This window comes from Massiliimalia timonensis (assembly GCF_900186585.1).
In the GTDB taxonomy this organism is placed as follows: domain Bacteria; phylum Bacillota; class Clostridia; order Oscillospirales; family Ruminococcaceae; genus Massiliimalia; species Massiliimalia timonensis.
Genome location: NZ_FYDD01000003.1, coordinates 434356 through 448051 on the forward strand (window position 1 = coordinate 434356; position 13696 = coordinate 448051).

15 protein-coding genes are annotated in these 13696 nt (G+C 47.0%); 11 read left to right on the top strand and 4 right to left on the bottom strand.

Features of this window, described 5'->3' with window-relative positions:
- The first annotated feature begins 89 nt into the window (after nt 1–89).
- The 4 genes from epsC to CIB36_RS04090 all read left to right on the top strand — a co-directional run bounded on the left by epsC (nt 90) and on the right by CIB36_RS04090 (nt 4242).
- On the top strand, nt 90–740 hold the full coding sequence (gene epsC, locus CIB36_RS04075) for a serine O-acetyltransferase EpsC (protein ID WP_093988980.1): 651 nt from the start codon (nt 90–92) through the stop codon (nt 738–740).
- 175 nt (nt 741–915) lie between these two features.
- Entirely contained in the window at nt 916–2316 is a 1401-nt protein-coding gene (gene cysS / locus CIB36_RS04080; RefSeq protein ID WP_093988312.1) for a cysteine--tRNA ligase, read from the top strand.
- A gap of 109 nt (nt 2317–2425) precedes the next feature.
- Nucleotides 2426–3193: a peptidylprolyl isomerase gene (locus tag CIB36_RS04085; RefSeq protein ID WP_093988313.1), complete on the top strand. Its 768-nt coding sequence runs from the start codon at nt 2426–2428 to the stop codon at nt 3191–3193.
- A gap of 308 nt (nt 3194–3501) precedes the next feature.
- Nucleotides 3502–4242, top strand: a complete 741-nt coding sequence (locus CIB36_RS04090; protein WP_158662576.1) for a hypothetical protein — start codon at nt 3502–3504, stop codon at nt 4240–4242.
- A gap of 67 nt (nt 4243–4309) precedes the next feature.
- On the opposite strand, the gene CIB36_RS04095 is transcribed toward CIB36_RS04090, so the two are convergent.
- Nucleotides 4310–5038, bottom strand: a complete 729-nt coding sequence (locus CIB36_RS04095) for an SDR family NAD(P)-dependent oxidoreductase (RefSeq protein WP_093988315.1) — start codon at nt 5036–5038, stop codon at nt 4310–4312.
- A gap of 230 nt (nt 5039–5268) precedes the next feature.
- Between CIB36_RS04095 and CIB36_RS04100 the strand changes: the two genes are divergently transcribed.
- The gene (locus CIB36_RS04100; RefSeq protein ID WP_093988316.1) at nt 5269–6222 is read left to right on the top strand and encodes a sugar kinase; all 954 of its coding nucleotides are present in this window, start codon (nt 5269–5271) and stop codon (nt 6220–6222) included.
- Nucleotides 6223–6345: 123 nt separating this feature from the next.
- Here the strand turns inward: CIB36_RS04100 and CIB36_RS04105 are convergent, their stop codons facing one another.
- On the bottom strand, nt 6346–6690 hold the full coding sequence (locus CIB36_RS04105; protein WP_093988317.1) for a cupin domain-containing protein: 345 nt from the start codon (nt 6688–6690) through the stop codon (nt 6346–6348).
- 166 nt (nt 6691–6856) lie between these two features.
- On the opposite strand from CIB36_RS04105, the gene CIB36_RS04110 reads away from it, so the two are divergent.
- The 6 genes from CIB36_RS04110 (at nt 6857) to CIB36_RS04130 (ending at nt 11474) form a co-directional block, all read left to right on the top strand.
- Entirely contained in the window at nt 6857–7753 is an 897-nt protein-coding gene (locus tag CIB36_RS04110) for a LysR family transcriptional regulator (protein ID WP_093988318.1), read from the top strand.
- A gap of 96 nt (nt 7754–7849) precedes the next feature.
- Nucleotides 7850–8170, top strand: a complete 321-nt coding sequence (locus CIB36_RS04115) for a MerR family transcriptional regulator (protein ID WP_093988319.1) — start codon at nt 7850–7852, stop codon at nt 8168–8170.
- Nucleotides 8160–9167 (top strand): aldo/keto reductase, encoded by a 1008-nt coding sequence (locus tag CIB36_RS04120; protein WP_093988320.1) that lies wholly within the window; start codon nt 8160–8162, stop codon nt 9165–9167. Before CIB36_RS04115 ends, CIB36_RS04120 begins: the two co-directional genes overlap by 11 nt.
- A gap of 28 nt (nt 9168–9195) precedes the next feature.
- Nucleotides 9196–9879, top strand: a complete 684-nt coding sequence (locus CIB36_RS13485; RefSeq protein WP_229408182.1) for an MATE family efflux transporter — start codon at nt 9196–9198, stop codon at nt 9877–9879.
- Between the two features lie 9 nt (nt 9880–9888).
- Nucleotides 9889–10524, top strand: coding sequence for an MATE family efflux transporter (locus tag CIB36_RS13490; protein WP_267872647.1), 636 nt, complete (start codon nt 9889–9891; stop codon nt 10522–10524).
- Between the two features lie 86 nt (nt 10525–10610).
- On the top strand, nt 10611–11474 hold the full coding sequence (locus CIB36_RS04130) for a DUF362 domain-containing protein (protein ID WP_093988321.1): 864 nt from the start codon (nt 10611–10613) through the stop codon (nt 11472–11474).
- 46 nt (nt 11475–11520) lie between these two features.
- Here the strand turns inward: CIB36_RS04130 and CIB36_RS04135 are convergent, their stop codons facing one another.
- Together CIB36_RS04135 and CIB36_RS04140 are read right to left on the bottom strand one after the other, a co-directional pair.
- Nucleotides 11521–12249 (bottom strand): DUF4397 domain-containing protein, encoded by a 729-nt coding sequence (locus CIB36_RS04135; RefSeq protein WP_158662577.1) that lies wholly within the window; start codon nt 12247–12249, stop codon nt 11521–11523.
- Nucleotides 12250–12750: 501 nt separating this feature from the next.
- The gene (locus tag CIB36_RS04140) at nt 12751–13449 is read right to left on the bottom strand and encodes an RraA family protein (RefSeq protein ID WP_093988323.1); all 699 of its coding nucleotides are present in this window, start codon (nt 13447–13449) and stop codon (nt 12751–12753) included.
- Nucleotides 13450–13696: the final 247 nt, after the last annotated feature.

Below are 13696 nucleotides of genomic sequence, written 5' to 3' on the forward strand. Positions count from 1 at the left end.
GAAGTGGAACCGCGGAACATGCCGCCTTCAAAGGGAGCTGAATGGCTCTTTTTGAAGGCTTTTTCTTTTATAGGGGGAATGTTACAACAATGTTTCGAAATATACGGTACGATTTACAATCCATTAAACGCAGGGACCCGGCGGCAAGAAACTGCTTGGAGATCTTCCTGCTTTATTCGGGATTCCATGCAGTGTTCTGGTACCGGCTGGCACATTGGTTTTATAAGCGCCATTTGTTTTTTCTGGCAAGGCTGATTTCCCAGCTTACTCGTTTCTTTACCGGGATTGAAATTCATCCCGGCGCGCAGATTGGCCGGGGGCTGATGATCGACCACGGGAGCGGGGTCGTCATTGGGGAAACTACCATTATAGGAGACGACTGCACCCTCTACCAAGGGGTGACTCTTGGCGGGACGGGAAAGGAATGCGGCAAGCGGCATCCTACACTGGGCAACCATGTTATGGTGGGGAGCGGGGCAAAGGTACTGGGCCCCTTTAAGGTAGGGGATAACTCTAAAATCGCCTCCAATGCTGTTGTGTTGTCAGAGATCCCGCCTAATTCTACCGCAGTAGGGGTACCTGCCAGAATCGTGCGCAGAAACGGCCAGAAAATTGGCGCGGAAATGGATCAGATCCATATTCCGGATCCAGTTTCTCAGGAATTATGCAAGCTTTTGATGAAGATCGAACGTTTGGAAAAACGGGTGGCAGAATTGGAGCATCAGGAGCCGGGACAGTAAAAAATGAAGTTCCTTGGTTAAAGTCGGATTGTGTTCCCTATACTCTGATAGGGTGAAAAGCCGACAGGGCTCTAAAAACAGGGGACAGGATCATCAGCATAGAAAAGCTCTGCCATATCATAGATTTTATAGGTTATCCGAAATAGAAAAATGAACAGAAGAAAGGAATGTTGTTATGAAAGTATACAATACGCTGACCAGACAAAAAGAGGAGTTCAAAACCATCACGCCGGGAAAGGTAAAAATGTATGCCTGTGGGCCGACGGTGTATAACTATATCCATATTGGGAACGCCCGACCAATGATCGTATTTGATGTGCTGCGCAGCTATTTGGAATACCGTGGAAATGAAGTGACCTTTGTACAGAATTTTACCGATGTGGATGACAAGATCATCAACAAGGCCAAAGAAGAAGGGGTTTCCGCCCATGAGGTATCAGAGCGCTTTATTGCGGAGTACCAGAAGGATGCGAAAGGGCTGAACGTCCGGGAAGCTACGGTACATCCTAAGGTAACGGAAAACATGGACAGCATTCTTGAGATCGTAAAAACTCTGGTTGACAAAGGATATGCCTATGAGGCAAATGGGGATGTGTATTTCCGTACACATCAGTTCAAGGATTACGGCAAGCTGTCCCATATGCCGCTGGAGGATCTGGAATCCGGCGCGCGGATCGCGGTTGGGGAACAGAAAGAGGACCCTATGGATTTTGCGCTATGGAAAGCTGCAAAGCCGGGCGAGCCAAGCTGGCCGTCTCCGTGGGGCGAAGGACGTCCGGGATGGCATATCGAATGCTCTGCGATGTCCAGAAGTATTTTAGGGGAAACCATTGACCTGCACTGCGGTGGGCAGGATTTGATCTTTCCGCATCATGAAAACGAGATCGCACAAAGTGAATGCGCTTCTGGAAAAATTTTTGCGAACTATTGGATGCATAACGGATATATTAACGTGGATAACCGGAAGATGTCAAAATCTTTGGGGAACTTTTTCACGGTCCGGGAAGTGGCTGAAAAATTTGGGTATGAACCGATCCGTTTTATGATGCTGCAGGCGCATTACCGCAGTCCGATCAACTATTCGCTGGAGATTATCGAACAGTGCAAATCGGCGTTGGAACGTCTGTATAACTGCAAGGAACTGCTTGCCCGTGCCAAGGGCGCGGCGGTAGATACCGCAATGGACGAGGCTCAAAAACAAGAATTGCTGCAATATAAAGAAAAGTTTATTGCGGCTATGGATGATGATTTGAATACTGCCGACGCGATCGCTGCGGTGTTTGATCTGGTGCGTGAGATCAATTCAAACCTGTCGTCTGATACCCCTGCCGGGAAAGAATATGTGGAGTTCGCTGAAAAACTGTTTCTGGAATTAACGGGGGTCCTTGGCTTGCTGTATCAAGAACAGAAAGAGGAAATCCCGCAGGAGGTAATGGAGCTTGTTTCCCAGCGTGCTCAGGCTAGAAAGGAAAAGGATTTCAAAACAGCGGATGCGCTGCGCGATCAAATTCTAGCGCTTGGTTATGAGGTAAAAGAAACACGTCAGGGTGTACAGGTCACAAAAACCAAGAATTAAGCTTCTTAAATACTAGTAAAATTTACAGATTATTTATATTTTTTCCGAAGAACGGTTGCCTTTTTTCGTTATAATCTAAAATAAAGTTGATGGTAACGTGGAGGAAACTATGGTTGCTTGGATAAAAGTAATAGCGGGTGTTTCGGTGAGTTTGTGCCTTTTGGCGGGCTGTGGGCCGGTTGGTACCATGGAACAGACAGATCAAACCTCTTCCCAAAAGGAATCACTGGAGTTAGTTCAGCTGCAAAAACCGACTGAAGGGCAGGATATGGCGGTGCTGCATACATCGCTGGGAAACATCAGCATCTTGCTTTATGGCCAGTATGCTCCCAATACGGTGAACCAGTTTAAAAAATTGGTACAGGACGGTTTTTATAATGGGAAAAATATTTTTCCGATCTCTGGAGATGAGCATACCTTTTTATCTGGGGCAGATGGACAGGATGGTTCAAGTGGGACAGTCGCAACCGAAAATGGGAAACCAGTAGAGCCGGAGGTGACCCCAAATGTGTGGCATTTTAGCGGCGCCGTATCCGCTTATGGGAAAGAGACTGGGATTTTTAACAAACGGTATGTATCAGACAGTCGTTTTTTCATTGTAGGCAATCAGTCTGCGCAGACAGAATTGATTGAACAGATGGAAGAGGGCGGGTTCCCCCGCGAAGTGATCAGCGCCTATAAAAAGCTGGGCGGGAGGCCGCAGTATACCGGCTTTTATACGGTATTTGGGCAGGTGATCGACGGAATGGATGTTGTGGAGGAACTTATTACAAAGGTCCAGTCCGGTGCGGGAGAGGATTTGATGATCAATTCCGCAGAGCTGACGACCTATTCGGAAGAAATGTTTGCTTCTGTAGAACTGAAAGCCGCGTCTTAAGCAGTGATTTGGAAAGACTGCTGAAGTATTAGCGCTTGCATATAATAAATAAAGAAAGCCGGCGAAAAAGGTTTCTTTTTCGCCGGCTTTCTTTTATAATCAAGACAGATACAGCTAAGTTGGTTCCATTATGGTTAGAGGCATAGCGATTCAGAAAGTTTTCCTTTTCCGGTCTGGGTATGAAAGACACATCGGCTAGGGGGTATGTGGGTATCCGGTTAAAAGAACAGGAGCGTGTTTTTATGGGTATCTAGAAAACGATTGCGAAAAGACTTGTTGTGGCTGCCGCTTTGGTAGCTTTTTTATGGATGATCTGCTCTATTTGCTTTTCTGTGAAAAATTGGTTTTCGCAGGAACGGCCGGGCAACGCGTCCTATGAACTGACAGCGCAACTCCTTTGTCCTGAGGTGGCTTCCGGATATTTTTGGGTCCCCGGGTGGGATACGATACGAAGCGCAAGTGTAGACCGGTTTGCCGTTGGGGAGAAGTGGCAGGTAAAACGCCTGTCTTATTTTTCCGACCAGCTGCGTTCCCAGGGATATTACGCGGAAAGTCCGACGATTTCCAGCATACAGATGACGGAGGATCTGGGAGATAAAAAGCTTTATACCATTTCCTTTTCTTGTCCGGTCCCGGTACAGGAACTGTTTGTACAACTGGAACCATTAATAGAGGAACCGGGACTTTTAGACCATGATTCCGGGGTGCTGTGGATCCCCATAAAAAGTTCTTCCGATATGGAGGAACTTGCCATCGGGATGAGAGGAAATCTGCGGTATGGACATACGATCCCTTTGGCAGCAGCAAGAGATGGGCTGAAAAACTACTGTGAACGGAAATTTGCCGCCGAAGAACAATATTTTAAGGATTCCCTTCGTTACTTACAGGAACATCCGGGTGATTTTTATCATGTGCTGGACAGCGTTTTCCAACTGTCACCGGAAGAACTTGATCTTCAAAAACGGTATGACTATCTTCAGCAGAACATGCTGGAGGCCGTAGGGGTCATGCTGGTATCTGTCCCTCCCGGCTTCCGATGCTTTGATTGAACAGTTGTTTACGGGATATGAAAGGCAAAAATAGCCATAGGTTTATACTTAACCTATGGCTATTTTTTTAAATGCAGGTGAACCCGCCGTCCACCAAAACGGTGCTTCCCGCCATAAAGCTGGCTTCTTCGCTTGCCAGAAAAACGATGGTGCGGGCGATCTCATCAGGCTGTGCCAAACGGCCGATCGGGAATAATTTTGCAAAATCGTCCAGATCGTTCGCGCCGATCCCCTCCATCAACGGGGTCATCGTACCGCCTGGGCAAAGGCAGTTGACAAGGATCCCCTCTTTGGCGTATTCTGCGGCCATGCTTTTGGAAAGCTGAATCACCGCACCTTTGGTTGCAGAATAAGCGTGAAGCCCCCAGGCGCCAACTGTCCCAGCAGTAGAGCCGATATTGATGATCCGGCCGTATCCGTTTTTGCGCATTGCCGGTACAATGTATTTGCTCATTAGATAGATACTGGTCACGTTGACTGCGAAAATGCGGTTCCATTCTTCCAGCGTCAGGCTTTCCACCGTTCCGTCTAAGGACATTCCCGCGTTGTTTACTAAAATATCAATGGTGGGATGTGCTTCTAAAATTTTGCTGCAAACTGATTCGATCGAGGCTGGGTCAGCAACGTCACAGGAATAAAATTTGCAGTTTCCTAAGGCTTCCAGTTGCTTTCCTTTTTCTGCATTCCGTCCTAAAACCAGAACAGTCGCGCCTTTTTCCAACAGCTGGCGGACAGTGCTTTCTCCGATCCCAGAGGTGCCCCCAGTTACGATTGCGGTTCTGTTTTGAAAATTCATCTTAAAAATGCTCCTTTTTAAAAAGTTGATAGTATGTAATATAGTTTTATTTTACCATATACCAGCCGTGGAAACAATCCTTTCGGATTGCCGTCTTTGGGATTTTTGTGATATAATAAAAAATAATGAAGGAGCGGAATCTGTTGCCGGCACGGTAAAGCATAAAAAGGCCTGTTGGGGCATCTGCCGGGATCAGCTAAGGAAGATCAGACCGACAAGGAGGAACTGTCATGCCGGATATTGTTACCATTGGGGAAATTTTAGTTGAGATCATGGCACAGGAAAAAGGGCAGACCTTTTTAAAGCCCGGGATGTTCTGCGGGCCTTATCCAAGCGGGGCACCGGCTATTTTTGCAGATCAGGCCGCCCGTATGGGGGTCAGCTGCGGGATCATTTCAAGGGTGGGAAACGACCCGTTTGGAGCGTTGAATTTGAAACGCTTGGAAGCTGATGGAGTGGATATATCCCAGGTAATAACCGACCCGGACCGTTTGACCGGGATTGCGTTCGTGACTTATCATCATGATGGGGAGAGGGGGTTCATCTATCATTTTAAAGATTCTGCGATCGGAAACGTCCAGCCGGAGGAGATTGACAGGCAATACATATCTTCTGCGAAATACCTGCATATCATGGGCTGCTCTCTGCTTGCCGCGCCTCAGATCGCCCGTGCGATTGCAATAGGCGTTGAAGTAGCGGCCGAAAATGGGGTGTCTGTCTCATTTGACCCTAATATTCGTCCGGAATTGATGAGAGATCAAGAAACAAAGGAGATCTTTATGCGGGTTTTATGCCAGGCGGACCTTGTTTTAACCGGCGCAGGGGAACTAAAGCAGATCACAGGCAGCCAAACTGTAGAAGAGGGGGCAAAAAAACTGCTTTGCGGGGCGCAGACAGTCGTGGTGAAGAATGGAAACAGGGACACAGCGGTGTATGGCCGTAAAAAGCAGTTTATTGTACCCCCATTTCCTGCATGCGAAACAGACCCGACCGGCGCGGGCGATTGCTTTGACGGCGCATTTCTTGCCGCCTTAGTTCAGGGATGCGGGTTGGAGGAAGCTGCTAAAATGGGCTGCGCCGCCGGGGCTTTGGCTGTGCAAAAGCGGGGGCCGATGGAGGGCGCCAGCTATCTTTCTGAGATTCAGGCGTTGATTGACCGAAATAATAAGGGCGGCCGCCTTTAAGACAACACAGTGATCTTAAAATATAAAAGGACAGGAAACGAAATGCGGGAAACATGCTGTGAACTGTGACGATTCAGGAAAGGCGCAAAAGAGTGATGATTTTTGATCACCGCTCTTTTGCATTTAATTTGATTCTGGAAACATCACAATGAGGAACATTTTAAACCGTTCTTCGGCAAAGACCGCATGGGGCTTTTGGGCAGGCATGATAATTGTCTCCCCGGCGTTGAGTAAATATTCGGTTGAATCAATGGTGATTTTTCCTGTTCCGTCTAAGGCAAGGATCATGGCGTCACCGCTTGATTCGTGGGTGCTGATCTCTTCCCCTTTGTCAAATGCAAACAGGGTCAGGCTGTGATGCCGGTTTTGCGACAAGGTTTTGCTTACGATTTGACCGGGCTGGTAGGAAACCTCTTCCGCAAGGGGAAGAATGGTTGCGTGCGCAATATTTTTAATGAGCTGTTCCATAAATACCATCCTTTCTTTGATAGAATTAGTTTATCACAAAATAGGAGTATATTCAGTTGTTTTTACAACGAATAATTCATACGCTATATAACGTATTTCCCTTATTTCTTGCTTTTTGAGCATGGGTATGGTAGGATAAACTGACAGGAAAGGCAAGGTGAAAAAGATGGAAATTCGAGTGCTCCACTATTTTTTAACAGTCGTCAGGGAAGAGAGCATCACCAAGGCGGCAGAAGTACTGCATATCACACAGCCTACTTTGAGCCGGCAGTTATCGCAGATGGAGCGGGAACTGGGGGTAACGCTGTTTCACCGCGGTGCAAGAAGGATCGCTTTGACAGACGAGGGGATGCTTTTGCGCAGAAGGGCGGAAGAGATCCTGCAATTGGTGGATAAAACAGAACAGGAGCTATTGGAACAGGAAGAACAGATCAAGGGAAAGATTACGATCGTCTGCGGGGAGATGGCTTCGGTACAGCTTTTGCCAGAATTGCTGAAATCCTTTAGCAGGCGTTATCCCCGGGTGACCTATGACATTTATACCGAAAATGCGGACGCTGTGAAGGAGCAGATGGATAAAGGGCTGGTTGATATAGGACTGCTGCTGGAACCGATCGATATTGAGAAATACGGTTTTATCCGGATGGCGGTCAAAGAAAAATGGATCGTGCTGATGCGTCCCGACGACCCACTGGCAAAGCAAGAGTACGTGACTGCAAAGGATTTGAAAGAGGCGCCGCTGATTTTCCCGAGAAGGACAAGTGTGCAGAATGAACTGGCAAATTGGTTTGGAAGTGATTATTCGGATCTTCAGGTGCGTTTTACCAGTAATTTCAGCACAAACGGGGCAGTTATGGTTTTTGGGGGATTGGGTTATTCTATTACTTTAGAAGGTGCGCTTCCGTTTTGGGACCGTACAAAGCTGGCATACCGTCCGTTGTTTCCAGAATTAACAGCCACCAGTGTGCTTGCATGGAAAAGAGGGCAGCCGTTTAGTTTGGCTGCAAACAGGTTTATCACCTTTGCAAAATGCTTTTTGAGCATGGATAAACATAAAATATAGGTATTTGATTCTATTTGCTTCAGAACTTATAATAAAAAGTGTGATAAGAAAAACTTCTTCTTATCACACTTTATTTTTTACTGGCAGGTGATGACAGTGGCGGAAATTGAACCTTACGCAGAAAAAATTCGGAAATACCAAGAAAATGGCTGGATCAGAAATTTTTTGGAGGAAGAGCCGCAAAAATTGGAAGTGATCGACCTGTTGATAAAGCTCGGAATGGGGCCGGAAGCAGTAACAGAGTATCTGGCAGCATTTTTGGAATATTCCCCGGCAGGTAGGGAACGGCAGGTCCGTTTACTGCGGAAATACCGCTGCCGTTTATTAGAGCAGATCCATGAAAAGCAGCAGATCTTAGATCAACTAGATTATTATATAAGTTCTTTAAAAAAGGAGGAAACTGTAGATGAAACATAGGGTTTTAGGAAGACAAAGCGCCTTAGAGGTATCCGCGGTCGGGCTAGGATGCATGGGGTTTACTCAAAGCTACCCACCGTATCTTCCTAAGGAGGAGGCGGTCACAGTCATACGAAAAGCGGTAGAGCTGGGAGTGACCTTTTTTGATACGGCCGAGGTGTATGGACCTTTTGAAAATGAAAAATTATTGGGAGAAGCATTAAAACCTGTTAGGGACCAAGTAGTTTTGGCAACAAAGTTTGGTTTCAATTTTGACCAATACCGTTTGGACGAAACCGGGAGGCCCACCAGCCTCAACAGCAGTCCCAAAGCGATTCGGAAAGCCGTAGAAGGGAGCCTTTCCCGCCTGCAGACCGATCATATCGACCTGTATTATCAGCACCGGGTCGACCCCAACACGCCGATCGAAATAGTGGCAGATACAGTGAAGCAACTGATCCAAGAGGGAAAGGTGCTGCACTGGGGGCTTTCGGAGGCTGCGGCAGACACGGTTCGCCGTGCACATGCCGTATGCCCCTTGACTGCGGTGCAGAGCGAATATTCGATGTGGTACCGCAAGCCGGAAGAAGAATTGCTTCCTGCATTGGAAGAATTGGGGATTGGGTTTGTCCCATTCAGCCCTTTGGGAAAAGCGGTGCTGACCGGACGGTTTGGAAAGGATACCACCTTTGGCAAGGATGATTTCCGCAGCCAAATCCCGCGGTTTCAGCCGGAAAACTTAAAAAACAATATCGTGCTTGCTGAATATGTGGCGGATTGGGCGAAGAAAAAGGAAACTACGCCTGCCCGCGTCGCCTTGGGCTGGTTGCTGGCTCAAAAGCCCTGGATCGTCCCGATCCCCGGTACTAAGCGGGTGGAACGGATCGAAGAAAACATTGGCGGCGCCGAAATCATATTTACACAGGAAGAACTGTCCCAGATACGCGCCGTCCTTCAAACGATCCCGATCACCGGGGAGCGCTATCCAGAAGAACAGGAACGCTTGACTGGGAAGTAGAGCTGTTTGTAAAAAAGGGGGAAAGCATTTGTTTACCAATCAAGCCTTAAAAAAGCTGCTGGTCCCTTTAGTCATTGAACAGATCCTGGTTATGATGGTCAGTGTGGCGGATACCATGATGATCTCATATGCCGGAGAAGCTGCGATCTCTGGGGTAGCGCTGGTCGCGATGATCGATTATCTGGTACTGACGATTTTTTCTGCGCTAGCTACAGGCGGGGCGGTGATCGTATCCCAATATTTAGGGCGGAAAGACCGGGATAAGGCTAATCTGTCAGCAGGACAGCTGATGATCGTTTCTGCTCTTGTTTCCGCGGCGGGAATGATACTATGCCTTGTTCTGCATACAGGAATTTTGACGCTGTTGTTTGGAAAAATTGAAACGGATGTGATGGAAGCAGCAGAAACCTATTTTATCATTGTCGCTTGTTCCTTTCCGTTTCTTGGGATCTATCAGGCTTCTGCGGCCTTGTTCCGTTCGATGCAGAAAACAAATATCACCATGTATGTTTCCGCAGCCATGAATATCATGAATGTGATCGGCAATGCGATCGGTACTTTTGGCCTGCACGCTGGCGTAGCAGGGGTGGCGGTGTCTACATTGGTTGCCCGCGCGTTTGCGGCAATTTTATTAACTGCATTTTTGTTTTCTTCCAAAAGGGAAGTGTGCCTGAGTGCGCATTCGGTATTTTCGTGGCATAGTGAATTTTAAAAAAGGATTTTGCGGATCGCACTGCCCAACAGCATTGAAAATGGATTGTTTGCTTTAGGACGAGTGTTGGTGACCGGGATTGTAGCCTTGTTCGGTACCGCTCAAATAGCGGCGAACGGGGTGGCAAACAGCATTGACCAAATTCCAATTATCGTGGTAAACGCTGTGAACCTTGCGATGATCACTGTGGTAGGGCAGTGCATCGGCGCCGGAAAACAAGAGCAGGCAAAAGCGTATACTAAAAAGCTGATGAAACTTTCCTATCTGGCGACAACTGTGCTGGGGGTAGCGGTATGCGCATTGCTACCGGTGATCCTAGGCCTTTACGAATTGTCGCCCGAGGCTTATCGGTACAGCTGTATCCTGATTGTTATGCACAACATCCTGGCAGCTTTACTCCATCCGACCTCGTTTAACCTGGCAAACAGCCTGCGTGCCTCGGGGGATGTGAGGTTTACCATGTATGTAGGGATCGGCTCCATGCTTTTGTTCCGGCTGGGTTCAGCGCTGCTGTTTGGCGTTATATTGCAGATGGGGGTAATTGGCGTATGGATCGCGATGGGGGCAGATTGGACCGCGCGCTCGGCCGCTTTTGTATTGCGGTACCGAAGCGGAAAATGGAAGCAGTTTAACGCGATCAAATAATAAGTGATTGTATTTTTTGCTAAAATATGGTATTGTTTAAATAAAGAAGGATTCGTCGATACTAAATTGGATAAGGGGGAAACGCGATGGCTTCAACAGTATATTTTACCCGGCAGATCACGCCGGAAAAGGTTTTGGAATTATACCGCATAGCCGGAAAAGAATTGACCGGAAAGGTCGCCGTAAAGCTTCATTCAGGTGAGGTGGGCAATCAAAATTTTCTGCGTCCTGAATTTTGGAAGCCGGTCATTGAAGCGGTGAACGGTACAGTGGTAGAATGTAATACGGCTTATGAAGGGGAGCGCAATACTACTCAAAAGCACTTGAAAACGCTGGAGAAACATGAGTGGAGCAAATATTTCCCAACCGATCTTTTAGACGCTCAGGGACCGGATTGGGAGCTGCCTATTCCTGATGGAACAGTGATTCAGAAAAATTATGTGGGGAAAAATTTAAAAAATTATGATTCCTTGCTGGTGTTGTCCCATTTTAAGGGACATCCGATGGGTGGCTATGGCGGAGCGCTGAAACAGCTCTCCATTGGGATCGCTTCGTCTTTTGGAAAGGCATATATCCATGGGGTCGGAAAGCCGGAAAATATTTGGACAGCTGACCACGATTCTTTTTTAGAAGCGATGGCGGACGCCGCATATTCTGTCGTTGATCTGTTTCAGGGTAATGCTGTATACATCAACGTCATGAAAAATATGTCTGTAGACTGTGATTGCTGTGCGGTAGCTGAGGATCCATGCATGCAGGATATTGGGATCTTGGTTTCTTTGGATCCTGTTGCGATCGATCAGGCATGTTTGGATCTGATTTATGCTTCAGACGATCCAGGAAAGGCACATCTGATCGAGCGAATTGAATCTAGAAACGGAGCGCATACCATTGAAATGGCTGCAAAGCATGGATATGGCTCCAAAGAATATGAATTGATAGAAAAATAAGCTTCACAAAAAAGAACTATACCTTTTGGTATAGTTCTTTTTGTTGTTATCGGTCTTCTACTACCATTGTCTGAATTGCATTGGTCTCCGGGCCGTTATTGATCAGGAATACTGTATAATTCGTATTTCTTTGAACATTGAGATACAGGGAAGCCACGATTCCGTTTTCTGGTACCATACCGATAAAGGCTTCATCTAAACTTTCAATGTCTGAACTTGAGGGCATGGGCATTAGGTTTGTTTCTGCAAAAATGAACTGATAGGCGCCGGGCTGGATACGCTTGTAAACAGTAGTTTCTTTAAACTGAACGTCTGCATAGATGACCCGGCCATCTCCCAGCAAGACATCCATGGGCTGGCTGTTATAGGCTAGGTTGCTGACCCGAAAGTTAGAGGTACCATTAGCGAGGCCGCAGCAGATATCTGGGATTTGGATCAAGTCCAGCCCGCCAGTCCGGTTGATGATCGCCACGGTGGAGGAGCTTCCAGCCTCAAATGGGATAGTCTTTTGAAGATAGATATAGCCGTTGATCCCGCTGACAGTGATGGTTTGATAACCGGAAGGAAAATTCCCATAGGGAGAAATAGAGGCTGTACTGAGAAAGTTAACGGCGACCCGGTTGTTGACAAAGACTAAAAAGGGCGGGTAGCCAAAGGCGGCATTTAAAAATCTGATCCTTGCACGTCTGGGCCAGTTTAAAATCGGCCCGCCTTCACCGGGGTTGGGCAAGGGGATTGTAGGGCGGTTGCCGTTATTGCCTGGCAAATCAGCCACAGGCCCTCCTTCGCCGGGATTTGGTAAAGGGATAGTGGGCCGGTTATCGTTACTGCCCGGTAAATCGGCCACAGGTCCTCCCTCACCGGGGTTTGGCAGAGGAATAACAGGGCGGTTGCCGTTATTGCCCGGCAGATCAGCTACAGGCCCTCCCTCACCGGGATTGGGAAGGGGGATAGTCGGTATGTTTTCACGATTTCTTTCCATAAAAATAGATAGAGTAAACTCCATCTTCCTCCTTTCTGTTTCTATTAACAGAATATTCCTTTTCCTCAGATTGCGTGCGGAAAGAAGCGGTAAAACTTTAAAATAGCATGGATTTGAAAAAAGAAAGGAAGAAAAATTTTGACTTTCATGGAAAGAGGGGGAAAAAGATAAGGCGAAGTTTTGACTATTTGCTGGATAAAGGTTTCAAAAAATCTTTTTATACAGGGTTGAACCCAATATGATGATAAAAATTAAGCCTCCTGCGTTTGAAGCAGGAGGCTTATAGAAAATAGATTAGTCGTTGATAACGGATTCATCCAGTTCCCAACCCAGTTTTTCGTATTTCGCACGACGGGCATTTTTATCGTTGAACAGTTCGCGGCTAGCATATTTAGCAACGTCGCGAGCAACTTTTCTCGGAACAACGATCGCGCTGTCACCGTCAGCAACAACGATGTCACCAGGATAGATAGCTACGCCGCCGATAGAGATCGGAACGTTCATGTCTGCATATCTCAGACGAGCCTGGTCCATTTTCTGGGATACGAAGTAAGACCATACCGGTACTTTTTCAGCGATGCATTCATCTGTATCACGGATACCGCCGCCGTTGGTCAAGAACCCAACACAGCCGTCCATAACCATACCCAGACCATTTTCGGAACCGATCAAACCAACGTCAACGCCAGCAACGTCGATGCACATAAAGGTCCCTTCTTCGATGTCTTTTGCCCAAGGATAAATGCAGACTTCAGAATAGAACCAGTTAGACCAAGCGGTGTAGTCGTCGCCGGTAACGGTTGGAGCCGGGCCTTCATACGGAACGTAACGAGCTGTTTTTGCGATACCAACTGCTTTGGTGCGGAATAATGGGCGAATGTTTTTGTCAACGGTTCCGTAGTGGTGGTAACCCATCCAGTCCATACCGTCACGAACGTCGGCAACTCTCAAAGGTTTGAAGAGTTCCAGTAATTCTCTGTCTTCATTAGTCATTGTTATGTACCTTCCTTTTACTAAAAAATTTTTCGTTTCATTTGGAGATTTCTCTCTCCTGACACTTGTCATTATAGGCGTATATCCAATGATTTTCCACTCATGTTTTGCGCAATACTACTCATTTTTTGCTCTATTACTGAAATTGATTTATTTATTTCGCACACTTTCTTTTTATCAAGGGAAAAATCTAAAGAGGATATGCTGTAGAAACAGCTTAAAAAAGGGATAAAATGGTTTAAGATCA